The sequence below is a fragment of the Calothrix sp. NIES-3974 genome (genome assembly GCF_002368395.1).
Classification (GTDB): domain Bacteria; phylum Cyanobacteriota; class Cyanobacteriia; order Cyanobacteriales; family Nostocaceae; genus NIES-3974.
Map to the genome: position 1 here is coordinate 4167448 of NZ_AP018254.1, position 25369 is coordinate 4192816.

The following is a 25369-nucleotide window of genomic DNA, read 5'->3' on the forward strand; positions in this document are numbered from 1 at the left end:
GAGCAGTAGAGGGGGCGACTCCTTTACTGACTTTAATCCTCTCTACACAACAATGAATTTTGGCTGATTTTACCCCATACCCCAATCCCTACAATTTCTGCAAATTCTCCAACTGTAAATAATTCGGGTATCACCACCACACAGCCCACCCCTTAAGAACTTGTGATGATTTTCTGTTAAAGTAAAAATTGTAAACATATATTGAGAGAACACACTCACATTTATGTGGGGATGTGCATTGCTAGTTGGGAAGTTGTGATGAGCTTAAGTCCTATGGAACAAGGTTTTTGGCGGCGAATTCTGGTGTTTGTGACAGCGTTGTGGGTAGGGGTTTCTGTTTGGGTGACTCACCCACCGAGTGCTTACGCCTATGAGAATCCAGATGTTTTACCGGATGTAGTCACTCCAGTTGTAGATTTAGCCAAAACCTTTACGGATATCCAGGAAAGTAAGCTTGTTCAAGAATTAAATGACTTTGAAAATAAAACGGGTTGGAAATTACGGGTTTTGACCCAATATGACCGCACCCCTGGTCGAGCGGTAATTAACTTTTGGGGACTTGACGATAAAAGTATTTTGTTAGTTGCCGATGCGCGGGGTGGGAACATTCTCAGTTTTAGCGTGGGAGATGCGGTGTATAATTTATTGCCACGTACCTTTTGGATTGAGTTGCAAACTCGATTTGGTAACTTATACTACGTGCGTGAACATGGGGAAGACCAAGCCGTACTAGAAACAATCAATACCTTAGAGACCTGTTTATTGAAGGGAGGCTGCAAAGTTGTTCCTGGACTACCAGACGAACAATGGATTTTGACCCTAATTACCTCCCTAATTGGGGGTGTAGTTTGCGGTTTTGCAGCCCAACCGCGTCGAGAAGGCCAGGCGATCGCATGGCAGTGGGCATTAATTTTTTCACCATTGTGGGGTATTTTATTCATCGCCTTTGGTATTGGGCCTGTAGTAAGTCGCACATCGGAATGGTTGCCCCTAGTCCGTAATATTGTGGCTTTTGCTATTGGGGCTTTAGTCGCCTATTTATCACCGATATTTATGCGTCCATCGTCCAATCCAGAATCATAAGGTCGATAAACAGAATCAACCATCAAATCAAATTTAATTCGTGGTATGATGCCGGGGATGTTATTCGCAAGTCCCTGGCTGTTTTTTAGATACCCACCAGAATACTAGCTAAAAATGGAATGGCATGAAACAGACGCAAAAAACCTCGCAATTATCGATCGAGAAATCGGTGATCGCTTGTTGTCTCCCTCCGAATATGAGATAGTCCGTCGAGTAATTTATCGGACTGCTGATTTAGATTACAAAACCCTAATTCATTTTTCCGAACGTGCATTAGTCTCAGCTGCGGCAGCTCTTGCTGCCCGTTCTGTAATTATAGTTGATGTGCCAATGGTGCAAGTCGGAATTGCTGAGGAGATTCAGCACACCTTTGTCAATCCAATTTATTGCTGTTTGGATGTGAAAAATTTAGCAACTTCCCCAACTACTACCCAAACAAAAGCAGCACAAGGAATGGAAGTTCTAGCCAAACGCCATCCAGAAGCGATTTTTATCATCGGGCAATCTTTTCCAGCTCTAACGACCCTAGTGGAACTAATCCAATCAAATAATATTAACCCAGCCCTAGTTATTGCCACTCCAGTCAGTTTTTTGGACTCCCAGCAAGTCAAAGATGACCTAAAACAATCATCCGTCCCCAATATTACCATCAACGGACGCAAAGGAAATCCAACGGTTGCCACAGCTATTATGGATGCCTTAATAGACCTGGCTTGGCAAGCTTTTGGAGAAGTTAGTAAACAGTGAGTCGCCTTATATACGGATAAATAATGGTTTTTCCCTACTCCCTACTCACTATTACCCACTCACTTTCAGTTAATTAATAAACCTTGCCTTTTGCCTAATATCCTCTATATTTTTTCCATCAACATGTCTGACCTACAAAAATATTTAGATATTGCCACTGAAGCTGCTTTAGCTGCTGGTGCAGTCATCCAAGGTTATCTAGGCAAATTAGCTGATTCTGTTGTCGAAAAGGGTCGTCCTGGTGATTTAGTCACCATTGCTGATCAGGCTTCAGAATCGGTGATTTTAGAAACTTTACGCCGTCACTTACCTGAACACTCCATCCTCGCGGAAGAATCAGGCGCTTTGGGAAATCAAGACCATGAATACCTTTGGGCTGTTGATCCCTTGGATGGAACAACCAATTTTGCCCATCAATATCCCGTCTTCGCGGTTTCCATTGGTTTATTAGTTGCCGGAGAACCGCAAGTTGGTGTAATTTATGACCCATCCCGTCAAGAACTATTTCGGGCAGCTAAGGGATTGGGAGCTACATGTAACCGTCGTCCAATTCGGGTATCTCCAACCCAGAGTTTACAACAAAGTTTATTAGTAACAGGTTTTGCCTACGACCGTCGTGAAACCACTGATAATAACTATGCTGAGTTTTGCCATTTTACCCATCTGACCCAAGGGGTGCGACGTAGTGGTGCAGCGGCGATGGATTTAGCCTATGTGGCTTGTGGTAGATTAGATGGATATTGGGAACGGGGAATTGCCCCTTGGGACATGGCTGCTGGTGTGATTATAGTGCGGGAAGCAGGGGGGATGGTCTCTGCCTATGATGGTTCTGCTTTGGATATCTCCTCCGGTCGGATTTTGGCAACCAATGGTCATATTCATCAAGGGATGATTACCGAGTTAGCACGGGTGGGAAACAAACAGAAACAAATAATTGTATAATTCCTGAGATTATTAATTATCTGAAATTATCTATGGTTCGCCAAATCATTCATACAAATAATGCACCTGCACCCGTTGGTCCCTACAATCAAGCGATCGCAGCTTCTGGACAAATGATTTTTGTCTCTGGACAAATTGCCCTTGACCCAAATACGGGAAGTATTGTCGGTGCGGATGATGTGGCAGTTCAAACCAAACAAGTGATGGCAAATCTGGAAGCGGTATTAACTGCGGCTGGTGCTAAGTGGGAAAATGTGGCAAAGGTGAGCATTTTTCTCAAGGATATGAATGACTTCGCCACGGTAAATTCGATTTATGGTGAGTATTTCTCCCCTGAGTCTGCTCCTGCACGTGCATGTGTGGAAGTTTCCCGCTTACCCAAGGATGTGCTAGTGGAAATTGAATGTATTGCGGTCGTTTGAGAAGATAGTGCGATTTTGGATTTTGCGGAAATTTGGGGAAGAGAAGTTACCAAGAAGATTTTCTGCTGACAAAGTTCTACGGGGAGTATCCCCCGCAGACTTTGCGCTTTCCGGTAAACTTCGGGGGAGATTTATTCTTCCGCCAAACTTTCCCAGACGGATTTTGGATTGGGAATCCATTTTTATCCTGTTTGACTTTACCTGGATTTTGAGCAAGTAAGTTGTAAGCCTTGAGTAACGGATTGATTTTTCTTCTACTCCCTACCCTCACGCTTCAGACTTTCACAGCTAGCGCTTGCAGGCGAACCGCAGACCCTATTTACCAAGATGTTGGCTAGCAAGACGCATCACATCGGCAATATCCACATCTCCATCCCCATCAGCGTCTAAAAAGCTTTGTAAAACCGGGTTGCCACCCTGTTCTGGATTTTGATTGCTAGCACCTGTATTCAGTAAATTCAATATCATTGGTACAATGGTGGGTAGGGCTTGTTGAATCATCGACACATCTAAGCCTGTACGTTGAGCAGCCATTTGTGCCACTTGCTGTTGCATCTCTGGCGTGAACAGAGAAGAAACCGCTTGGGGATTCGCTGTTGTTCCTGCAAATTGGTTAACTAATGACTGGACTGCTCCTTCCCCTTCGCTAGCGCATTTTTGTTGTAGGACGTTGCGTACTTGTTCGCCAACGACGGACATTACTGATTGCATGGAGGATGGGTCGCTTCCGACATTACCGCTCATTTGTTGGACGATATTCAGAATACTACCAATTTGTTCCATGCTACCTTGTTGAGTGGGATTGGCAACAGCACCGAGAATTTGATCAAACAGTCCCATATTGATGTTTCCTTGATGTTTGGTAATTTCCTCCAAATTTTGCCATATTTATCAGTAATTACCCTCTGCTTTTTGTAACATATTGGGTTTTTGGAAGAAATTCATCTTTTCCTAGGGGCGATCGCTTCCCATGAATCCGCTACGCGATCGCTTTTGTGACTCCCGATAAGCATTGCCATAGTTTTATCAATAGCGTATATAGGGATTTCCAGATTGTACATTTGTGGTAACTTCTAATCTCTACAACTTAATGGTAGCGAGATTATAAAAAGATTACCGGAAAGAAAATCTTCCCGGTAACTTCTCTTCCCCAACTTTCCGCAAAATCTAAAATCCAAAATAGAATAACCGTAACTATATTCGGTATTATGTATTCCCATATATTGTCTTTTGATTCCCACATTCAGTAATTTCCATATTGTTGATAAAAACTGTAATCAAATCCACTATTTTTCAGCAAAATTAATTCTTAAAAATTAGGCAAACTTGCCTGTTTAAAACCAAAGACAGAGTTATGATTATGGCCATACCGTCACCTCTGTTGCCAAGATGATTTGCTGCCTTAATCCCGATTGCCAACATCCCATAAATCCTGACGGAAATCAATACTGTCAGAGTTGCAGCGCTCCTCTGACTCCTCTTTTACGTGGACATTATCGTGTTACAGAAGTACTGTCTGATGAGGGAGGATTTGGTCGAACCTATCTTGCTCATGATGTTGATAAATTAAATGAGAACTGTGTGGTTAAGCAATTAGCACCAAAGGTGCAGGGTACTTGGGCTTTAAACAAAGCAATTGAATTATTTAAGGAAGAAGCTAAACGCTTGCAAGAATTGGGTCAACATCCACAAATTCCTACTCTTTTAGCTTATTTTGAATACGATGGGTATTTGTATCTAGTGCAAGAATTTATTGAAGGGGAAAATTTGTTTCGAGAGTTACAAAAATATGGTTGCTTTGATGAAGTAAAAATCCATCAGGTATTAGTTGATGTTCTTCCCCTCTTAAAGTTTATCCATGACCGGGGAGTTATTCATCGTGATATAAAACCGCAAAATATCATGCGTCGCTCTCTTCTCAATGTTTCCCGTGGTAGTAAACCACCTGGACAGGCTTATGGGCGGTATTCTCTGGTGAATAATCAAGCTAATAATAGCAGCGAATTAGTATTAATTGATTTTGGTGCTTCTAAACAATTAACAGCGACGGTACAAACGAAACCAGGAACGACAATCGGTTCCTTTGGTTACAGTCCGATTGAACAAATTAATGGAGGGGAAGCCTATCCCAGTAGTGATTTATTTAGTTTAGGAGCCACTTGTTTCCATTTGATGAGTGGTATTTCTCCCTTTCAATTATGGGCTGAGTATGGTTATGGTTGGGTTCATAATTGGCGTAACTATTTAAAATATCCAGTTAGTCAAGAATTTGGGTATATTCTGGATAAATTACTCAAAAAAGATATTCAGGAACGTTATGTCTGTAGCGATGAGGTATTAGAAGATTTAGAAAATATTGCCATTTCTTTGCAAGCTACCCCTCAACTTCCCCTACCCTCTGCTTCTAACTCATCGCTTTCCAAATCCTCCCAAAATCGGTTAAAGTTATTTTCTTTCCCCTTCAATGGTCAACTGCAACAATTAAATTTTATTCAGTCTTTAGGTCAGCACCAATTAATACAAACCCTAATTATTAGTGGATTGGTGATTTTAGTGAGTGTGATTGGTTCGCAAATCTATGGTTATGTGCGGTATCGTGTATTTCCTTCCCCACCAAGTTTTTTGATTCGCAGTTTGCCAAGTAGCATGTTTCTCCAACAAACCCTGTCTACAGGTTCCGGGGGGGTAATATCCGTAGCAATTAGTGGCGATGCCAATATTTTGGCTAGCGCTAACCGCGATCGCAATATTATTTTATGGAATTTAGATACAGGTCAACGAATGCAAGCTTTTCCGGGTCATGACCAGACGATTAACCATATCAGTTTTAGTCCTGACGGGAAAACCTTAGCGAGTGCAAGTAGCGACCAAACCGTCAAGCTGTGGAATCCGATTACGGGTCGGGAATTACGAGTATTTCGCGGTCATACGGGAACTGTCAGTGATGTCGCATTTTCCCCCGATAACCGAGTTTTAGCTAGTACCAGCTACGATACCACTATTAAACTATGGAACCTGAGTACGGGGGAGGAAATTCGCACCTTTCACGGACATACAGACCGGGTGTTGTCAATTGCTTTTAGTCCCGATGGGAAAATTTTCGCCACCAGTAGTAGCGATCGCACCATCAAATTATGGAATCCCTTTACAGGTGAAGAAGTTCGCACACTCCGAGGACATGGAGATAATGTCATGCATGTGGCTTTTAGTCCCGATGGTAAAACCCTAGCGAGTGCAAGTAGCGACAATACCGTTAAAATCTGGAATATTGCCAACGGAACTGAAATTCGCACCCTTACAGGTCACCAAGGTACGGTTTGGTCGGTGGTTTACAGCATGAATGCCACCATGTTAGCCAGTGGTGGTAGCGATGATAGTATTAAACTCTGGAATCCCTTCAATGGAGAAGAAATACGTACCCTCACCGGACATACAGACCGGGTAGATGCGATCGCCTTTAGTCCCGACGGCAAAATTCTAGCCAGTGGTAGCAAGGATGGCACAATTAAAATTTGGCGGGTTTCACCGTGATGGGATTTTGGATTTTAGATTTTGGATTAGCGTGAATTCGACAGCGCTCAAAGAATCCCTCTCCAAAGCTCTCTTCCTTGGGGTGAGGTTCATCGAACGATTGAAAACTATGAATTTTCTGCCCCTCTCCATTCTGGAGAGGGGTTGGTGAGTCGGTTTTTTAGAGACGACCCGTCGGGTCGTCTCTACTGTCCCAATTCAGCAACGTCCACCCAAATTGCAATTTTTGAATTAAGCTAAATTAATACTGAAGGTCATAGTATACGCATCAGAAATTTTCGATACTGGTAGTGAACATAATTAATTAAAATCCTTTGGGGAACGCTATGACTAGGAATTTACTAGAACAGCTACGGGAAATGACCGTTGTAGTGGCTGATACAGGAGATATTCAAGCGATTGAGCAGTTTAAACCGCAGGATGCAACTACTAATCCTTCCTTGATTACTGCGGCTGCACAAATGCCACAATATCAGGAAATTGTGGATGAAACCCTGAAACAAGCTAAAGCCGATGCGGGTTCGGGTGCAAAGGATGGAGATGTTGTCACCTTAGCCTTTGAACGGTTAGCGGTTGCGTTTGGGAAGAGAATTTTAGAAATTATTCCCGGACGGGTTTCGACGGAAGTGGATGCCCGTTTGTCCTATGATACCAATGGAACTGTGGAAAAGGCCCGCTATTTAATTTCCGAATACGAAAAAGCCGGAATTAACCGCGATCGCATTTTAATTAAAATCGCTTCCACCTGGGAAGGTATTCAAGCTGCTTCCCAATTGGAAAAGGAGGGTATCCATTGTAACTTGACCTTACTATTTGGTTTACATCAAGCGATCGCCTGTGCAGAAGCTGGTGTAACTTTGATATCCCCCTTTGTCGGTCGAATTTTGGATTGGTACAAACAAAAATATCAACGGGAATATGTGGGTGCAGATGACCCTGGTGTTCAGTCGGTGACTAAGATTTATAACTATTACAAAAAATTTGGTTATCAGACCGAGGTAATGGGTGCAAGTTTTCGCAATATTTCGGAAATTCGTGAGTTAGCAGGTTGCGATTTATTAACAATTTCCCCCAGTTTATTAGGAGAATTAGCAGCAACCGTTGAAGAGCTACCAAGAAAATTAGATGGGAATCAAGCCCAAAAAATGGATATCAGCAAAATTGCGATGGATGCATCTGTATTTGCGACTATGCACGCACAGGATGAAATGGCATCGGCAAAACTTGATGAAGGTATTAAGGGGTTTACAAAGGCTTTAGAAAATCTGGAGTCTTTGTTAGCAAAACGCCTGGCTAAGTTGAGTGGTGAAAGTATTATTCATCATGCCACAGAAGATATTTTCCACGTTTATGATTTGGATGGTGACGGTTATATTACCAGGGAAGAGTGGATGGGTACGGATGCGGTTTTTGATGCCCTAGATACTGATAAAGATGGTAAAATTACCCCCGATGAAATGAATGCAGGTTTTGGAGTCGTTTTACATTAAGTTACACTCGAACACGTTGATTCTCAGGGGTTTGTAGTAGTAGCTTTAGCTCCAAAAAAGCTTTAATATAAAGGCCCTATACCCGCAGGGTTGTCATAGACTAGCGCTACCACGTGCCTTTTTTTACCCATTAAAATTAATGACATGGAGTACTAGTACAACTTAGCTTCGATGAACCTCACCCCAATCCCTCTCCGATATTACGGAGAGGGACGGGAAAATCCGTTGTTGTAACTAAAAATCAATGTTTCCAAAGCCTTTCCCAGTTGTTGTAATATCGATTATCTTGTACTTTGAAATAAATGAAACTAAAATAATCAACGGCTACAGCCCCTGATATGTAGCAAGGATTAGCGTAAACTATATAAGGGGATTCAAGAGGGGTTATTTGAAACCGTCGTAGCAAGCTTCTTCGTAGGAGTACTCAAGTTCTATTAGCCTATTTCGTCTCCTGTATTCTTTAAAAATACTTTCCATCAAGTTTTCTTAAAATTACAATAAACCGTAGTTATTCATACTTTTCCTATTTACCCACCAGTTTTAGGATCGAAGTATGAAGATAATAAAAATCAGTGATAATAACCGCCTTTTAACTGACAGAATCAGATGGAAAGGATTGATACCCCAAAACCTATTCAGGAAAGCTTTATGCCTTGGACAGATTGTACTATTAATTATTGGTTGTACAGAGGGAGATAATTATCCAAAAAGCGACACCAAGGAAGTAGTACAAAAGTCGAATGTATCCCAATTAATTAACGAAACCAAACAAAAACAAACCGCAAAAGTTTTATTTGAGCAGGGAAATGATTTATTACAAGCTCAAAAATATTCAGAGGCCATAGAATTATATAATCGCGCCCTAGCAATTAAACCAGACTATGATCGGGTATGGGTGAATCACGGCAACGCACTTACAGCCTTACGGCAATACGAAAAAGCGATCGCATCCTACGAAACAGCCATCAAGTACAATCCCCAAATGGAAGAAGCCTGGTATAATCGGGGCAATGCCTTGAGTTCTCTCCAACAATACCACCAAGCGATCGCATCCTACACACAAGCAATCAAGATTCAACCTCAAAAGCACGAAGCTTGGATTAATAAAGGTATTGCCCTCGCGAAAATCCAAAAATATCAACAGGCGATCGCAGCTTACGACCAAGCCATTCACATCAAACCCAATCAAGATTTAGCCTACTACAATAAAGCCTGTGCCTATGCCTTGCAAAATCAACCAGAACAGGCCATCACCAACCTGCAAAAAGCGATACAATTAGCACCTGGTAAATATACTCAACTCGCCCAAACTGACGGTGATTTCCATCAAATCCGCAACCACCCCAAATTTCAAGCTTTATTAAAGTAAATAAAGTGAGTTGGGAGTGGGGGGAGTATTATCATTTACGCTAATGGTTGCTAGATATCAGGAGCTATAACCGTTGATTATTCTAGTTTCATTTATTTCAAAGTAAAAGAGAATCGATATTACTCGTGAGAAATCCAGGAAAACTACTCCCTACTCCCTGTACAGACGACCCGTCGGGTCGTCTGTACTGTAATCGCCTTTTTTCCGGTTTTTTTCGCCAAAAAGTTAATCCTTGATGAATAGATGGGCACAATGAACACAGGACATTACGGGGATGGAAGGAGTGCCGGAAAAATCAATGCAGGGAAATTTGAATGAGATAGATATTTGTAGCATTCTGCAATTAATCGAATTAGGTCAACGTACGGGATTATTGTATATAGAAGCCGATTTAGAGCCTAATTCCCGTCAGCGTTCAATTAACTTACGGCAATATCGGCTACTAATAAATACCCCTAGGCAAATATCCCATCTCTCATGGTTGATATTTTGCGATCGCGGTGAAATAATTTACGCTACTGATTTTCATGGGTCAGTAAATAGCAGTCATTCCCGTTTAGATGATTATTTGCGTCACTATCGAGTTAAGCTACCATCACCCATCATCCAGTCAGCATCTACTTGGCAAGATGATTTTCCCTTCAACGCACCCGAATATGAGAATTTGTGGATGTTGTTGAACCAAGATATCATCAATACAAACCAAGCCCGAACCATTTTAACAGGGTTGATTCGGGAAACAATTTTTGAGTTATTGGATATTAGGGGGGGAAAGTTTGTTTTTCAGGAAGGAATAAAATTAACACCGAAATTAGACGCTTGGGAAATTACTCCCCTCATCCAAGAGATGAATCAGCAACTACGCAATTGGCAACTGTTATTTCCCCATATTCAATCACCCCAGCAGTTACCCCAACTGCGGAATCCAGAACGGGTTCGAGCTTCCTTACCAGCTAATACAGTCCAAAAATTGCAACGATGGGCTGATGGTAAAACATCCCTCCGTCGTTTGTCGCGAATGCTACATCGCGATATCCTTGTGGTGGGGAAGGCGATTTATCCCTACGTTCAACAGGGATTTGTACAACTGCTTCCCCCATCCTCCTATCAATTATCTGCCAATTTCCCGTCCCATCATGACCAACCATCCCGTCGTGTACTATGCTTGGGTGAACCCATACCAGAATCTCTGCAATCAATCCTCCTAGCCAAAGGTTATCAGGCGATCGCAATTCCGAATTCCAGTGATTCCCTCCTGCGATTATTCGATATCCAGCCAAATTTCATACTGTTACACGTCAGTGTTTGTGATGATAAAATTTATGACCTTTGTGGGATGCTACGCTACTCCCAAACATTTAAATTTGTTCCCATTATTATACTTTGCCCCGAAGATGGGTATATTAATCGTGTCCGCGCTCAAAGCTCTGGAGCCACGGATTTTTTATCTATACCCTGTCAGGACAGTGAATTGATTATGTTAATTGAAAAACACCTTAACCATCATGTTCATAACCATGTCCAGCAAAACCAACACTTGTCGATTGCGGTCAATATAAAGTAAAAAATGTTATCACAGAATCAATCAGTGGTGACATAAACCTTGTATTAACAGTAAACAGTATAAATGGGTAGGCTCACGGGAGCAGGCTGCATTGAATGGCTATCAGTCTTGATTACATCATCTGATACTAATAGCTCATAACTGATAACTGTTTAAAAAAACAAAACTTATCCACAGACTAACTAAACCCTATCCAGTTTGAAAACCGTAGTTCCTAGTCGCGATTATGAGATTGCTACCGTCGCCATGACGAAAACTCCTGTTTTGATTATGGACGAGGTTTATTTACGTCATTGATAGGTAAGGTAGTAATCCTAACGCCCTATTTGTAATGATTGCGTAACCTGGATTGCCACGAGCAAATAGCAAGTGTTGAGTAACGGATTTTACCTAATTCCCCACTCATCACTCCCAACTCCCTCTCGATATTCAAGAGATTCGTGAGAAATACGGGTTAAGTATCAAAAAGTCAACTAATAAAATTAATTTATACATTAAATGCACAAAATGCTGGCGGGGAAATCAGGGAATGTCCAGATGGGACATCTACATCAGGAGGTAGATAAGCATTTATGAGTACAGTGCTGATTGTGGAAGATAGTATCGCCCAAAGGGAGATGATTACCGACCTCCTGAAAGCGAGTGGATTAACGGTGACACATGCAAGTGATGGAGTCGAAGCGTTAGAAGCAATTTTAACCGCACCTCCAGATTTAGTGGTACTTGATATTGTCATGCCGAGGATGAATGGTTACGAAGTTTGTCGTCGGCTGAAATCTGACCCAAAAACTCAAAATGTCCCGGTGGTCATGTGTTCGTCAAAGGGCGAAGAATTTGATCGTTACTGGGGAATGAAACAAGGTGCGGATGCTTATATTGCCAAACCATTCCAACCAACGGAATTAGTTGGTACTGTGAAACAACTGCTGCGTGGATGATGAGGTACATGGAGATGATGGTGACTCAACCAGATTTTTTCCCCGGTAGTGGTGAAGAACAATTTCGTCCCGAATTTCAGGTCGAAAGTCCTGAAGGTGAATTACACTTAAGATTCTTGATTCCCTCCCACCAGGAATTTGCCCTATTAGCTACCGGGATTCGGGAGGTAATTGAACTTAGTCCTGACCGGATTACACCAATACCAAATGCATCTCCTTTACTGTTGGGTACTCTCAATTTACGAGGACGGGTAATTTGGGTTGCCGATTTAGGACAATTTTTGGGGGAACCAACCTCACTAAATACAGATCGAGCGGAGATACCCGTAATTGCCATTGAGGAGCAGGATACAATTGTTGGTTTAGCTGTGGATGAAATTGGCGGGATGGATTGGTTGGATATGCAAAATTTAGTACCACCGAGTAACGTTCCCGATACGATGGCTCCGTTTTTGCGGGGTGAGTGGAGGCTAAATCGAGACAATACCCAGGGAAAAACCAGTTCAAAGGGAGAATCACCACCCCAGCAAGTTTCCCAATGTTTGCGGCTATTAGACCAAACCGCAATTTTACGCAGTGCCCGATGGGTAGGATGAAATACGGAGAGAGAAAATGGCAGCAAGTATAGAAGATTTTACACAAGTTTATCAGCAGGCGTTAACAGCCTACGCCCAGCAGAATTATCAAGAAGCCGCCAGTTTAATTGATACGGTGGTGGCAAATATACCTGATGACCCGAATACCCATTTGTTACGGGGTCATATTTATTATGTTTTGCAGAAATATGATATTGCCAAAAGCGAATATCAACGGGTTTTAGATTTAACCGATGACCCGGAAATTATGAGTTTTGCCAAAAACGGTCTGGATAATGTCAGCCAGTACCAAGCCAATGCTTACGAAGTCGATACGGATACAATGTTACCAGAAGGCGCGATCGCATCTGGGGAATCGATCTCTTTGTTTGCCGAGGATGATGATTTACCTTCCCTATCGGAAATTAATAGTAGTTTTGATTTAAGTTCGCTAGGTGCGGCAATTTCCCCAGAAGCGACTGGAGATGGGTCAATGGAGACCCCGTTTGATGCACCAAGTGATACGACGATATTTGCGGCTTCGGCAAATACCCAATTTAATTTAGGTAGTGGTGATAACCCGTTTACGGTTTCTCCTGGTACCCTGGATGGAGAGGATTCGCCAGAGGATGGGGAATTACCTCCCTTTTGGCAAGATGCGAATCATCCAGATGGGGCAGATGTCAGCAGCATACCGACCGATTCTCCCTTTCAACCCCTATCAGCAACGCCATCCCCGGAAACGGATGCACCGACGGATGAAGATGACTCAATGGGTGAGTTAGAGTTACCATCAGCATTTTTTAGCGATACCGATGGCGATAGTCAGGCTGACACTAGCAATCGTCGGGATTTAAGTTTTAATTTCCAGACATTAGGGGATAGTCTGGATGACGAAACTCTTTTGAATAATGTCCCCCCCAATTCCACAATTATGGGGAATAGTAATTATGCTAGCGATACATCCACAGATATGCCGGAATCGGTGACGGGTGGACGCAAATCCCCCGGCGAATTCTCCACCTTTAGCATTGAAATGTCGGCAAGTACTACCCCATCCGCCAATTCAACCAGCGCTAACAACGGTCACGTCACCAGCGACGATGCTTTTGATTTTGAAGCCTTTGAATCGGCATTTGGTTTAGATAATTCCAGTTTTGGCAATTTCAGTGACAATGATAATTCTCCGAGTCAGGATTTAAGCGAGGGTAGTATGGGTGCAACCCCACCCCCAACTACCTCCATCGACAATCAAAACAATATCGAATTCCTGGACGATTTTGACGAATTTGACGACCTGGGGAATATTCCTGGATTTGATTTATCTAGTAGTTCCTACGAAGCCGACTCCCAGTTAAATTCTGGGCAATTGTTCCATCAGCCCGATTTACAATCAGCTTCTCTCCATAGTACAGGCTATCGTACCAGTTCTACCAGTAAATCCACAGAAAATACCCAAAGCAAATCCAAATTAGGACACACAGATGGAGTGGGAAGTTCTACCCCCAGGGATGAGGAATTGTTCAGTATTACATCCCCCCACGATGCTGTGCCGATTTTTTCCCAACCGGATATCAGCCGGGTTCAACCCCAAGTCAGTGGTGAGCAAGGCGTATTTGCACTTTTAGAAAATGCTTCCCTAGATCAGAAACACTGGTTTATGGCTGGTGCTGTCGGTATTGCCTCAATGGTGATGGCAGCTTTAGTTAGTTACGGTGTGAGTAATTTTTCGCCTCCCCAACAACGGGCTGTAGTGCGTAATACAGGCTGGGCAATGGCTTTGGCCGCAGGGATTGCTGGTGGAGCAACGGCGGGGGTCATGGGTAGTTTGACTTTTCGACAAATTCGCCGCACTACTAAGGACTTACAAACCCAATTTGATTTAGTTCGTCAAGGTAATTTAAATGTCCAAGCCACCGTCTATTCCGAAGATGAATTTGGCCAGTTGGCGGCTGGATTTAACGAAATGGCCCGGGTAATTTTAACAACAACTAGTGAGGCTACCCGCAAAGCCCACGAACAGGAGGAAGCGAAGGAAAATTTACAACGCCAGGTAATTCGTTTGCTGGACGATGTGGAAGGTGCAGCTAGGGGAGATTTAACGGTACAAGCAGAAGTTACCGCCGATGTTTTAGGAGCGGTTGCCGATGCCTTTAATTTAACGATTCAAAACCTGCGGGATATTGTCCAACAGGTAAAAGTAGCAGCTCGGGAAGTAACTAAAGGCGCGACTAATTCGGAAACCTTTGCCCGTGCTTTATCCAGTGATGCTTTGCGACAAGCTGAGGAATTAGCCGTCACCCTCAATTCGGTACAAATTATGACGGATTCCATCCAACGGGTGGCAGAAGCAGCGCGGGAAGCGGAAATTGTCGCCCGTGATGCTAGCGATATTGCCGTCAAGGGGGGTGAAGCTGTGGAAAATACGGTGGCGGGAATTTTAGAGATTCGGGAAACTGTGGCGGAAACCACCCGTAAAGTTAAGCGTCTAGCGGAGTCATCCCAGGAAATCTCGAAAATTGTTGCCTTGATTTCCCAGATTGCTTCCCGGACTAACTTGCTAGCTTTAAACGCCAGTATTGAGGCAGCAAGAGCGGGAGAAGCGGGACGGGGATTTGCTATCGTTGCGGATGAGGTGCGACAGTTAGCGGATAAGTCTGCTAAATCCTTGAAGGAAATTGAGCAGATTGTGATGCAGATTCAAAGTGAAACTGGTTCGGTGATGACTGCAATGGAGGAGGGAACACAGCAGGTTATTAAAGGTACAAAATTGGCGGAGGAAGCCAAGCGATCGCTTGACAATATTATTCAGGTTGCTAAACGCATCGATATTCTGGTTTGCTCTATTACGGCTGATACGGTGGATCAAACGGAAACCTCCCGTGCGGTTGCCCAGGTGATGCAATCGGTGGAGTTAACTGCCCAGGAAACTTCCCAGGAAGCTCAACGGGTATCGGGGGCACTACAAAATCTGGTTGGTGTCTCCCGCGATTTGATTGCATCGGTGGAACGTTTCCGAGTGGAAACGGCGGAAACAAGATGAGGTGTGATGATTTTGGATTACTCTTCGGTCGATCCGCACTACGTGCGTCTATGGATTTTGGATTTTGAATGATGATTTTTCTCAGATTCTGGGCTAGTCTAATTAATCTAGCATATCTTGTTTAATTGGTCTCAAATATCAGGTGTCACAGAGAATTTGGTGGAGGTTTTGGCTATTTTATTTATACTATGTTTATTTAATCTCATTGGAGCAGGACTTACGCAATTACGGGAGCAGTTACTTCATTGTAATTCTTTGCGTAATGGATCGACTGTAGGGTCGTTGGGTAGACGCGCAGCGGCTTCTTGCTTGCGTAGCAATCTCAAGGTCTTGTTTTAGCGTCATAATTGCGTAAGTCCTAGGGAGATTGTTTCTGAAAGTCAATTAAATAAATGGTTATTTTCAAATTACTTTTTATTTAATTGAGATTTCTTTAATTAATCACCAAGTGTCCAAATTACTGTTTTATATCATAATTTTCATAACCAGCTTAAACCCAAATTTATATTTATTTTTTGTCTCCAAAATTATCTAACAAGCATCAACTTTCCTCTAATTACCTATACAAAAATCAAGTGGATAGCAGAAAACAAATAAAAAATATTCCCGAATTTAATCCTGTATTCTGTCTCCCAAATATCCATTCCCTACTCCTAAAACCAATAAATTTAGTATTATGTTATCAGAACAACAACAACGCATTTTAGGTTACTTTATTGAAGAAGCTAGAGACCATCTCAACACCATTGAACAGGGTCTATTAAACCTGCAAAATACCCTCAATGACCCAGAGATGATTAATGAGGTATTTCGAGCTGCTCACTCAATTAAAGGGGGTGCAGCTATGCTAGGTTTAGAAAGCATTCAACGCACTTCCCACCGACTAGAAGATTGTTTTAAAGTTCTGAAGGAAAACCCTATTCAAGTTGACCAAAAATTAGAATCCCTCTTTTTAGGGGTTTCCGATACCCTCAAGGCATTATTGGAACATTTAAGCAGTCCCTTTGGATTGACCGAGGAAATCGCCAATACCCTAATGTCGGAAACTGAACCTGTGTTTGGTTGGTTACATGAACACCTAGAGGAATTGGTTCTCCAACAGGGTGGAAAATTGGAAACGGATGCACCTCGACCCCAACCCGTTTCCCCCAAACCCACCCCACCCCAAATTACCAACGAGCAGTTACAAACCCAGGTACTACAAACCCTACGGGATATGTTGCAGATATTTAAGCAGCCTGCTACACCCGAAAATCGTCAGGAACTCAAAACCTATTGCGATCGCTTGGTTGTCAGTGGTGATAAGTTAAATTTAACTAACTGGTGTGATTTGTGTAATGCGGCTGCAAGTGCTGTAATTAACCCTGACCATACCTATTTACACTTAGCAAAAATTATTATCACGGAAATTAAGCAGGCTTTAGAATTGGTAATGGCAGGACGCGATCGCGATATTGTCATTAGTCCCCAGTTAGCTGCACTAGTGGAAGTTCCGGAAATTGAGTTGTTGGAACTTGATGCTGATTTGTTTGATTTGTCAGCACCTGGGGAAAATTCTGCGAAGATTTCGGAAGCAGTTGCTGATGAAACTAATACTTCTCATCCGGAGGATGAAAGTAGTAATTTAACGGAGTTAGATTTGGCGGATGATAATAAAATTGATACTTCCAGTCCGGGTGAGGAAGTTAGTAGTTTAACGGAGTTGGATTTTGCTGATAATCAAGGTGAGGTGGAAGGTTTTAGCAATCATGATGAAGTTACTAGTTTAACTGAACTGGATAGTTTGGCATTTGTAGAAGAAGAACAGGTTGGGGAAACATCTGCGGAAATACCTTTTGTCTCGGAGATTGGGGAATACGAAAATGTCAACAATGTTCCTGTTGATGTTGGTTTAATAGATACGATTGAGGATTTGTCCCAGTTATCCGGTCAGGTCAATGATGATGAATTACATCCAGTCAGTCAAGACTCCCAGGAAAATTCGGTTGCGACTTTAGACCTGGATGGACCAGAAGTCGGTGTTGAGGAATTAACCGAATTAGATGAGTTGTTTAAGGACGATACACCGGAGTTGGAGGAAAGTTGGGATGGTCAGACTGTTAGGGATGAATTACACGGTAGTGGGGACAATCAAGATAGTGGAGACAAAACTGACAGCTATATCGATAGCGAAGTCCACGATTTATTGCAGGTTGAAGATATAACTAGCATTCGGACTCGTCAACCTGTTAGTCGTGAGGAAATGACTGTTGTTCAGTTATTTGGGGATTTCCTGGATCAAGATTTTGAGGAGGAAGAAAGTGAGGATAGTCAGTTAGGGACAGCAGGTGATACGAATGGTTCGGGTGAAATCGAGCAAATAGATCAAATAGATAAAACAAATGACCATGAAAGAACCGTATTGTTCCCCCTTGCTGATAGTAACTTGACTGAAGGTTTAGATCAATCCTCTGTTAATGATTTGGAGAATGGGGATATAAATGGGGAGGAGAATGATTTTCTTTCTGAACTAGATGGGGTCAGTGATACTCAGCTAGGAAGTGTGGATACGGAGTTAGATAGTTTATTTGAACTTTCGTCTGATGGGGAACTAACAACTAGTAGCTTTTTAGATACGAATGCAGATGAATTTGAAGCGTTTTGGTCTCAAGAATTAGCAGAAAGTACGGATGCTTCTTCCCAGAATACAAGTCAGAATCTGGATGGGGAGACGGATGATATTGGGAAAGCTTTAGAAGCAAGTTTATTTGCAGCTACGGGGGATAAGCAATTAAATAATTCGGTTCCAGAATTTGTCAATGGTCATGATTTGCACCATGATGATTTAGATTTAAATCAGGAATTGGTAATAGGTTTAAATTTAAATAACTTGGATGACCAAGGAGTTGATGATGATATTTTTGCCGAATTCACACCAGTTGAAGCTGTTGATTATCATCCTCCGGAAAGTTCGCCAAACATCCATGCTCAATCGCCAGAAACTCTGGAATTTCCCCCCGAATTTACCAATGATTCTGATAATTTTGCCATTCAAAATCCAGCAACTACAGAATTAGATTTACCGGAACTAGATGGCGGTAGCAGAGATGAATTTACCGATGTATCTGCAAATATCACCAATCTAGATAATTTAATAAGCAATGATAATGATGATATTTTCAACTTAGATTTAGAGATTGATGAAAATCCCTTTTTGGGTGAATTATTTGCCGCAGATAGTGACCAAAATGATGATATTTTTGCCTCCATTTCGCCAACAGCAAATTTAGCAGATAATTTCCCTGAAGAACTTCCCCTGACTAACCAGGATTTAGGGGAGAATTTCCTCACCCAGGAATTTAGTCAACCTCACCCATCCCCCAAGGAAACCGTAAATACCCCACCAGATTTCCAGAGGACAACTGAACTCGCCAATAATATTCAAGATAGTAACCTAAATTCAGAATTCCCGACTAGGGACAATGAAGAGGAAAATCAGTCAGAAAATCAATTAAATAGCTTAAATACTGGGGAACTTTCATGTGAACCTGTTGCAAATAACCCAGTCCCACCTCCCTTAGAACTAGATAACCTCAATCAAACTTTAGATAATACGGAAAATAATACAGATAGGGAATTTGCAGCATTGGACGACATGCTCAAGGAAATCCCATCCTCTACCAATCCTGCTACAGACTTACAAACAGACAGCAAAACAGCTGATGCATTTGCAGAACTTGATGCTTTGCTAGAAACCAAACCAGATACCCAGGAACATCCAGACACGGTTCTAAATTCGGAATTTGCAGCTTTAGAACAGCTACTAGAACCAGCACCACCACCAACCCCATCCAAAGATACACTCAGCGACGAATTTAGCGAGTTAGAACGGATGTTGGTAGATGCGGATCAATTAATGGGTTCCTCTTCCATCCCAGCAAACGTACCGATTCCCCAACGTACACCTCCCCGTCGTAGTGTCCGGTTTGAACAGCTGATGAAAGTTCCAGTCAAACACCTGGACGATTTAAGCAACTTGGTCGGGGAATTAGTTGTCAACCGTAATACCCTCGAACAAGACCAGGAACGGATGCGTCAATCCCTAGACAACCTGCTCCACCAGGTGCAGCAACTATCGGATGTGGGAGCGCGTATGCAGGAATTGTACGAGCGATCGCTATTGGAGGCTTCCTTATTAGCTAGTCGTTCCCATAGTTTTAGCCATCGTCATGATACCCCAAACCATCGGGAAAACCCAAATCCTACCGATGCATCCGGAAATATACCCCCAGATTCTTCCAGCGATCGCGGTTTTAGTGAGTTGGAAATGGATCGGTTTACCCCTTTCCATATTTTGTCCCAGGAAATGATTGAGTTAATCGTCCGGGTACGGGAGTCTGCAAGCGATATTGATTTTGTCACCGAGGAAAATGAACGGGTTGCAAGACAATTTCGTCAAGTTACTACCCAGTTACAGGAAGGGTTAACTAGAGCGCGAATGGTTCCTTTTTCCCAGGTGACTGACCGGGTGCGTCGCGGTGTTCGGGATAATGCGATTAAATGTGGGAAACAGGTGGAATTGGTTATTGAAGGTCAAGATACCCTGATCGACAAAATGATATTAGAACATTTGACCGACCCTTTGACCCACATGCTAAATAATGCGATCGCCCACGGAATTGAAACACCCGCAGAACGACAAGCTAAAGGGAAACCGGAAACGGGTATAATTACGGTACGGGCATTCCACCAAGGAAACCAAACGGTGATTTCCGTTGCCGATGATGGAGCTGGTATCGACCCAGAAAAAGTGAAAAATAAAGCCCTCCAGGTCGGTCTAATCTCCCCCACTCAAGCTGCCAACATGTCGCGGATGGAGGTATACGATTTACTATTCCATTCCGGGTTTAGCACCAAGGATCAAGCTGATGATTTAGCTGGACGGGGTGTGGGAATGGACGTGGTGCGTACCAGCATTAGTGAAATTCGCGGGACTATTACCACCGATTCTCGCATTGATCAGGGCACTTCCTTTACAATTCGTCTCCCCCTCACCCTGAGTATCTGTAAAGCCCTGTGTTGTGTTTCTGACCGCGCTCGCATTGCCTTTCCGATGGATGGGGTGGAAGATACCCTCGATATACCAGCCAAAAGTATCCAAACTGGCCCCGATAATAAACAGTTTATCATTTGGCGCGACAGCCAATTACCTTTTAAACCCCTGAAGGAATTACTCACCCTCAACCGTCAATTAAGCCGCGGTAATGTCTACGGAGGAAACCGTGATGATGACATGATTTCGGTGGTGGTCGTTCGTTCCGGTAATACGATGTTAGCCCTGCAAGTTGACCAGGTATTGAGCGAACAGGAAATCGTAATTAAACAGTTTGAAGGACCTGCTCCCAAACCCATCGGTGTTGCTGGAGCCACCGTCCTTGGTGATGGTAGAATTATGGCGATCGCGGATGTTTTGGAAATTATCGATATCTTCCAAGGACGCACCTCGAAACAAAGTTCCATTAGTTGGGAACCACCGACTAATAATACCTTGGAAAATACTGAAGGGAAAATTGACCCCACCGTCCTCATCGTCGATGACTCCATCACCGTTCGCGAATTACTTTCCCTCACCTTCAGTAAGGCTGGGTATCGAGTCGAACAAGCCCGTGATGGTCAGGAAGCTTGGGATAAACTCCGTTCGGGACTCCCCTGCGATATCGTTTTCTGTGATATTGAAATGCCCCGTTGCGACGGTTTAGAGCTACTTTCACGCATTCAAAAGGAACCCACCCTCAATCATCTCCCCATTGCCATGCTCACATCCCGTGGTGCGGATAAACACCGACAAATGGCTATTAGTTTAGGTGCTAGTGGCTACTTTACCAAACCCTATCTGGAGGAAGCTCTCCTGGAAGCTGCTTCCCGGATGCTCAAAGGAGAAAATCTCGTAAGTGGAGGGTGAGGTTTAGATGTATTAACATCCAAATTTCTAGGGATGCTTCCCTTGAAGTCACAGCGCGATCGCATTGCTAAAAATTGGAGTTTAACTAAATAACCAAGCTAACAATCGCTGCCACCAGGATAAACTAACTTGGTGGTCAATTTTCATTTTTTTACGGATATCATTGATAGACCAATTTGTTAATTTCGCTAGGGTTTGTGCTTCCTGTTCAAAGCGACGACGTAGGGTTTGTTTGTAACGTCTTCCAGCAGCACATGTAACTTTTCCTGTGAAAGGATGTTGCAAAATATAACGTCCTTGAAAGTTTTCCTGATTCGATGTGGTTTGAAAGATTAAATCTTCAGGGAATTTATCGCGGGTATAACGTACATGTAAACGGCTAATGTATACGTTATTCTGATTGAAGTTGGGTGGGAAGGAAGGGAAAGAGTTTTGATTTCCACCGGGTGTAGTCACGGGAGGTTGGTTTAACCAAAATACTCCTGCTTCTTTTAATTCTTCTGGTGATAAAGGTTCCGCAGAACAGGGGTCACAACTACCCATATCCCAAGCGTATTCCAAAAAAGCGACTTTTCGATCTTCTTTGGTATAGACTGTTTGGAACATGGATTTATAAAAGTCTTTAAATTCGCTTTTAATATATACAGGAAGGTTGAGATTGGAAGGGATTTTGACTGTCCGGTAGTTGGTTACTTCTGCTTGACCTTGGGGTGAAAGAATATATACAATTAAATCCTGAGCTTGGTTGGCATTCATCATCCCCAGGCGAATCGGTAACATGAATTGAGACGATTCATAACTTATTTGCAAAGGACGTAAAAACTCGTAACCGTTAGTGGTAAATTTTTCCAGATTCACCTTAGCTACGAAGAATTTCATTTTTTGGCGAATATAGGGTTTAAGCAAAGTATTTGCACCACGTGGCATTTTATAACCATTTTGATGCAGCCAAGTTGCTAATCCATCGGATTCTTTCGCACTGAGAATGAGAATATCGTACTCACCTACATTGTAACGAGCTTCCACCGTCACACCCAAATTTTGGGTTGATGGTCGGGATGAGGAAGTAGGAGCAACAGGTGATGTCGCTAATTGAGGTCGTGATTCCCAGAATACCCGTTCTTCGCAAGGGTTAGCATCAAAGTATTCTACTAAACGGGGTGCGCTAAATGCGTCCAAACGTTGGATAATTTGGGGTTTCGCGACGCGAATTTGTTCTTTTGTCAGAACTGTAGGAACAGGAACAACAATCGCAAAATCTTTGATCTCCCCTTGGTAATCATTAGCCATCGTCACCACGGTTTTATCACCATCACGAGCGATCGCAACTTGAGATGCTTGGTTATATAGTGTGGCATCGGCTTTGGAAACATAAAATCCGCAAAATGCCCAGGCTGGTGGTATAAAGCAAAACAGAGAAAGCAGACAAGCGAGGAAAAATGAGATGATTTTCATAGATACGGAATTCAGAATACAGGATACAGAAGGAATAGATTGACTTTTGACAACTAACTCCCGCTTTGCCAAGTAAATCGATTTCCCGGAAGCAACTTGTCAATTAGGGGAGTCAGGGGTGCAAGGATAAACAAAGCCCAAAATGGGGCGGTGGTAATGTACAAATAATTACGGAAGTAAAAAGTAATTAAGGCAACTATTGCTCCCCAAATAATTCTTCCCTCTGTGGTGTTAGGAATAGAACGAGGGTCAGTCACCATAAACAGGGCAAATAATAACAGGGAACCATTAGCTAACTTATGGAAATACACATCCCAAGTCCAACCCAACCACAAATTACGAACAGCTTCCAAACCCGCATATACCGCCATAAATACAGCCGAAGTATCCCAACGTCCAATACGTTGCAGCAGCATTCCACCACAACCAATAAACAACAAACCATACCACCAATCTTCCCCCCATTGTCCCGGTGATACCCAACCATCCTGGCTGCAAATCAAAGCCGTAATAATACCGAAATTAGCCGGGTTAAAAAAGTGTTTATCACCAAAGCGAAACAGAAACTTACTCGCGATCGCACTCACACTCGCAAGGATGATAGTCGGGAGGGAATCAGCCCTCAAGAGTAAGTTCAATCCTAAACTAGTAATTAAGGCGCTGCGAACTCCCCAACTCAGGGGGAAAGAAAATTGATTATCCTCCTGTTGATGAAAAAAATTTCGATTTACAACCAAAACACAAAATACTTGCGTAAAAATACAAGTAATAATCGTGACCACAATAAAAACTGGATTCAGTGTCCAATCCCGTGTCCCAATTCCCAAAACCAAAAACAAAGCCAAGAAAATAATTTGATAGTCCCGTGCATCAGTTAGCTGCATTGTTGATATCTAGTTAGTAAGCGAGAAAACCCCATGAATTGGAAGATGACGCAATAGCAACCTGATTCATTTAAGATTATTTAAGTTTTCATGGGGAATTACGCGGAGCGATTTTGTTTTAATCTAAACAAATTGCAGATGAATCTGTAGCTCCGTTACAGAATTTGTTACAAACCAGTTTCCGACGCACTTATTTGCTTCCTTTTACCCATATCGACCGAATTCCTTAATCCACCCGTCCCCCATTTCGATTCCGAGTGGTCTAACAACCCAAAAATGCAGGGTTTGTAGTAGTGGCTCTAACCGAGAAAAAGCTTTAGTATAAAAGCGCTATATCCGGATTTCTCACAAACTCCTAAAGCTTTCAGTGAGTAGGAAGCAGGGAGTAGTAGGAAAATTAACCCATTACTCGAGGTTTATCACTCCCTTGTGAGAAATTTAGGTATACCCGCAGGGTTGTCGTAGACTAGGGCTACTACGTGCCTTTTTTCACCAAGATTTCGTTAACTTGTCAGACCACTAGCACTCCACCACATTCATTTTGATAAGTGAAGAAGCCTTTAAATTACGAATTACGAATTACCAAAAATATTCCAACACCGATCATGATACAAGCCGCAATTTTATTCCCGATGGTGCTGAATTGGGAATTTACCAGTAGTCTAGCCCGATCTGCCATCAATGCATAGGTCAACTTCACACCACCAACTGTAACTGCGGCGATCGCAATAATGGTGATGGTATCAAGTAGGGTGATTTGAGCAATGTCCACAAAAGCTGGGAAAAAACCCAAGTAAAATAGGGTGGCTTTTTGATCTCCCAAGGTAATTAATAATCCCATCAGCAAGCTGGATACAAGAGATGATTTATCTGGTGATTGGGTTTGTATCCGCAAAGCTGGTAAACGCCAGAATTTGATTCCCAAGAATATCAGATAAATTCCCCCTAGATATTTCAAAATCAGGAATAAACTTGCTAATTGACTGGCTAAAAATGATAAACCACCGATGGCAAGGATGATGAAACAAATATCACCAATAACAATACCAATAGTCGTAAAAACACCGTGAATCAATCCCAAGGACGCAGAACGAGTGGAAACAGTCAAGACACTGATACTAGGGATGGCTGCGAGGAAAAGCATTACGGTAAATAATGCAACTATGTTGGTAAATGTCATCGGGAGAATGGGGTGGTTAGGAGACAGGAGATAGGAAATATGGCGTTGCTAAATATAAATAAATAAATAAATATAAATATGAATTGAAAATTTGACGTTGTGTAGAGACGTAGCATCGCTAGGTCTCTAGGGTGATTTTGATTTTAATACAAAATGTAGATAATTATAATTCATGCCTAAATTTAGCAATGCCCGAAATATAATT

General features: G+C 42.6%; 16 protein-coding genes. 12 read left to right on the forward strand and 4 right to left on the reverse strand.

Annotated elements, in window-relative coordinates; genetic code table 11:
• Positions 1–273 precede the first annotated feature (273 nt).
• The 4 genes from CDC37_RS16795 (at position 274) to CDC37_RS16810 (ending at position 3194) form a co-directional block, all read left to right on the forward strand.
• Positions 274–1083 carry a TPM domain-containing protein gene (locus CDC37_RS16795; RefSeq protein ID WP_096626323.1) on the forward strand — a complete coding sequence of 270 codons (810 nt, stop codon included), beginning with the start codon at positions 274–276 and terminating at the stop codon, positions 1081–1083.
• A 114-nt stretch (positions 1084–1197) separates the two neighbouring features.
• On the forward strand, positions 1198–1830 hold the full coding sequence (locus CDC37_RS16800; RefSeq protein WP_096623364.1) for a precorrin-8X methylmutase: 633 nt from the start codon (positions 1198–1200) through the stop codon (positions 1828–1830).
• A 123-nt stretch (positions 1831–1953) separates the two neighbouring features.
• Positions 1954–2772 carry an inositol monophosphatase family protein gene (locus CDC37_RS16805; RefSeq protein ID WP_096623366.1) on the forward strand — a complete coding sequence of 273 codons (819 nt, stop codon included), beginning with the start codon at positions 1954–1956 and terminating at the stop codon, positions 2770–2772.
• A 32-nt stretch (positions 2773–2804) separates the two neighbouring features.
• Positions 2805–3194, forward strand: a complete 390-nt coding sequence (locus CDC37_RS16810; RefSeq protein ID WP_096623368.1) for a RidA family protein — start codon at positions 2805–2807, stop codon at positions 3192–3194.
• A gap of 315 nt (positions 3195–3509) precedes the next feature.
• Here the strand turns inward: CDC37_RS16810 and CDC37_RS16820 are convergent, their stop codons facing one another.
• On the reverse strand, positions 3510–4034 hold the full coding sequence (locus CDC37_RS16820) for a hypothetical protein (RefSeq protein WP_096626325.1): 525 nt from the start codon (positions 4032–4034) through the stop codon (positions 3510–3512).
• Positions 4035–4583: 549 nt separating this feature from the next.
• Here CDC37_RS16820 and CDC37_RS16825 point away from each other — a divergent pair.
• The 8 genes from CDC37_RS16825 to CDC37_RS16860 all read left to right on the forward strand — a co-directional run bounded on the left by CDC37_RS16825 (position 4584) and on the right by CDC37_RS16860 (position 21645).
• Entirely contained in the window at positions 4584–6725 is a 2142-nt protein-coding gene (locus tag CDC37_RS16825; protein WP_096623372.1) for a serine/threonine-protein kinase, read from the forward strand.
• A 326-nt stretch (positions 6726–7051) separates the two neighbouring features.
• Positions 7052–8215, forward strand: coding sequence for a transaldolase (locus tag CDC37_RS16830; protein WP_096623374.1), 1164 nt, complete (start codon positions 7052–7054; stop codon positions 8213–8215).
• Between the two features lie 553 nt (positions 8216–8768).
• The gene (locus CDC37_RS16835) at positions 8769–9584 is read left to right on the forward strand and encodes a tetratricopeptide repeat protein (protein WP_231943093.1); all 816 of its coding nucleotides are present in this window, start codon (positions 8769–8771) and stop codon (positions 9582–9584) included.
• A 283-nt stretch (positions 9585–9867) separates the two neighbouring features.
• Positions 9868–11148: a response regulator gene (locus tag CDC37_RS16840; protein ID WP_157780771.1), complete on the forward strand. Its 1281-nt coding sequence runs from the start codon at positions 9868–9870 to the stop codon at positions 11146–11148.
• Positions 11149–11720: 572 nt separating this feature from the next.
• Positions 11721–12086 (forward strand): response regulator transcription factor, encoded by a 366-nt coding sequence (locus tag CDC37_RS16845; RefSeq protein WP_096623378.1) that lies wholly within the window; start codon positions 11721–11723, stop codon positions 12084–12086.
• Positions 12087–12103: 17 nt separating this feature from the next.
• A complete protein-coding gene (locus CDC37_RS16850) occupies positions 12104–12682 on the forward strand; it encodes a chemotaxis protein CheW (protein WP_096626329.1) in 579 nt (192 codons plus the stop codon).
• A 16-nt stretch (positions 12683–12698) separates the two neighbouring features.
• On the forward strand, positions 12699–15704 hold the full coding sequence (locus tag CDC37_RS16855) for a methyl-accepting chemotaxis protein (protein ID WP_096623380.1): 3006 nt from the start codon (positions 12699–12701) through the stop codon (positions 15702–15704).
• A gap of 676 nt (positions 15705–16380) precedes the next feature.
• Positions 16381–21645 (forward strand): hybrid sensor histidine kinase/response regulator, encoded by a 5265-nt coding sequence (locus CDC37_RS16860; RefSeq protein WP_096623382.1) that lies wholly within the window; start codon positions 16381–16383, stop codon positions 21643–21645.
• 81 nt (positions 21646–21726) lie between these two features.
• Here the strand turns inward: CDC37_RS16860 and CDC37_RS16865 are convergent, their stop codons facing one another.
• From CDC37_RS16865 to CDC37_RS16875, 3 genes are all read right to left on the reverse strand, one after another.
• A complete protein-coding gene (locus CDC37_RS16865) occupies positions 21727–23100 on the reverse strand; it encodes a DUF2330 domain-containing protein (RefSeq protein WP_096623384.1) in 1374 nt (457 codons plus the stop codon).
• A gap of 53 nt (positions 23101–23153) precedes the next feature.
• Positions 23154–23984 carry an RnfABCDGE type electron transport complex subunit D gene (locus tag CDC37_RS16870; protein ID WP_096623386.1) on the reverse strand — a complete coding sequence of 277 codons (831 nt, stop codon included), beginning with the start codon at positions 23982–23984 and terminating at the stop codon, positions 23154–23156.
• 565 nt (positions 23985–24549) lie between these two features.
• Positions 24550–25164, reverse strand: a complete 615-nt coding sequence (locus CDC37_RS16875) for a LysE family translocator (protein WP_197707019.1) — start codon at positions 25162–25164, stop codon at positions 24550–24552.
• Positions 25165–25369: the final 205 nt, after the last annotated feature.

What these genes read in the sequence shown, in the direction of transcription:
- CDC37_RS16795 (WP_096626323.1), top strand. Translation starts at nt 274, where the DNA reads ATGGAACAAGGTTTTTGGCGGCGAATTCTGGTGTTTGTGACAGCGTTG.
- CDC37_RS16800 (WP_096623364.1), top strand. Translation starts at nt 1,198, where the DNA reads ATGGAATGGCATGAAACAGACGCAAAAAACCTCGCAATTATCGATCGA.
- CDC37_RS16805 (WP_096623366.1), top strand. Translation starts at nt 1,954, where the DNA reads ATGTCTGACCTACAAAAATATTTAGATATTGCCACTGAAGCTGCTTTA.
- CDC37_RS16810 (WP_096623368.1), top strand. Translation starts at nt 2,805, where the DNA reads ATGGTTCGCCAAATCATTCATACAAATAATGCACCTGCACCCGTTGGT.
- CDC37_RS16820 (WP_096626325.1), bottom strand. Translation starts at nt 4,034, where the DNA reads ATGGGACTGTTTGATCAAATTCTCGGTGCTGTTGCCAATCCCACTCAA.
- CDC37_RS16825 (WP_096623372.1), top strand. Translation starts at nt 4,584, where the DNA reads ATGATTTGCTGCCTTAATCCCGATTGCCAACATCCCATAAATCCTGAC.
- CDC37_RS16830 (WP_096623374.1), top strand. Translation starts at nt 7,052, where the DNA reads ATGACTAGGAATTTACTAGAACAGCTACGGGAAATGACCGTTGTAGTG.
- CDC37_RS16835 (WP_231943093.1), top strand. Translation starts at nt 8,769, where the DNA reads ATGAAGATAATAAAAATCAGTGATAATAACCGCCTTTTAACTGACAGA.
- CDC37_RS16845 (WP_096623378.1), top strand. Translation starts at nt 11,721, where the DNA reads ATGAGTACAGTGCTGATTGTGGAAGATAGTATCGCCCAAAGGGAGATG.
- CDC37_RS16850 (WP_096626329.1), top strand. Translation starts at nt 12,104, where the DNA reads ATGGTGACTCAACCAGATTTTTTCCCCGGTAGTGGTGAAGAACAATTT.
- CDC37_RS16855 (WP_096623380.1), top strand. Translation starts at nt 12,699, where the DNA reads ATGGCAGCAAGTATAGAAGATTTTACACAAGTTTATCAGCAGGCGTTA.
- CDC37_RS16860 (WP_096623382.1), top strand. Translation starts at nt 16,381, where the DNA reads ATGTTATCAGAACAACAACAACGCATTTTAGGTTACTTTATTGAAGAA.
- CDC37_RS16865 (WP_096623384.1), bottom strand. Translation starts at nt 23,100, where the DNA reads ATGAAAATCATCTCATTTTTCCTCGCTTGTCTGCTTTCTCTGTTTTGC.
- CDC37_RS16870 (WP_096623386.1), bottom strand. Translation starts at nt 23,984, where the DNA reads ATGCAGCTAACTGATGCACGGGACTATCAAATTATTTTCTTGGCTTTG.
- CDC37_RS16875 (WP_197707019.1), bottom strand. Translation starts at nt 25,164, where the DNA reads ATGACATTTACCAACATAGTTGCATTATTTACCGTAATGCTTTTCCTC.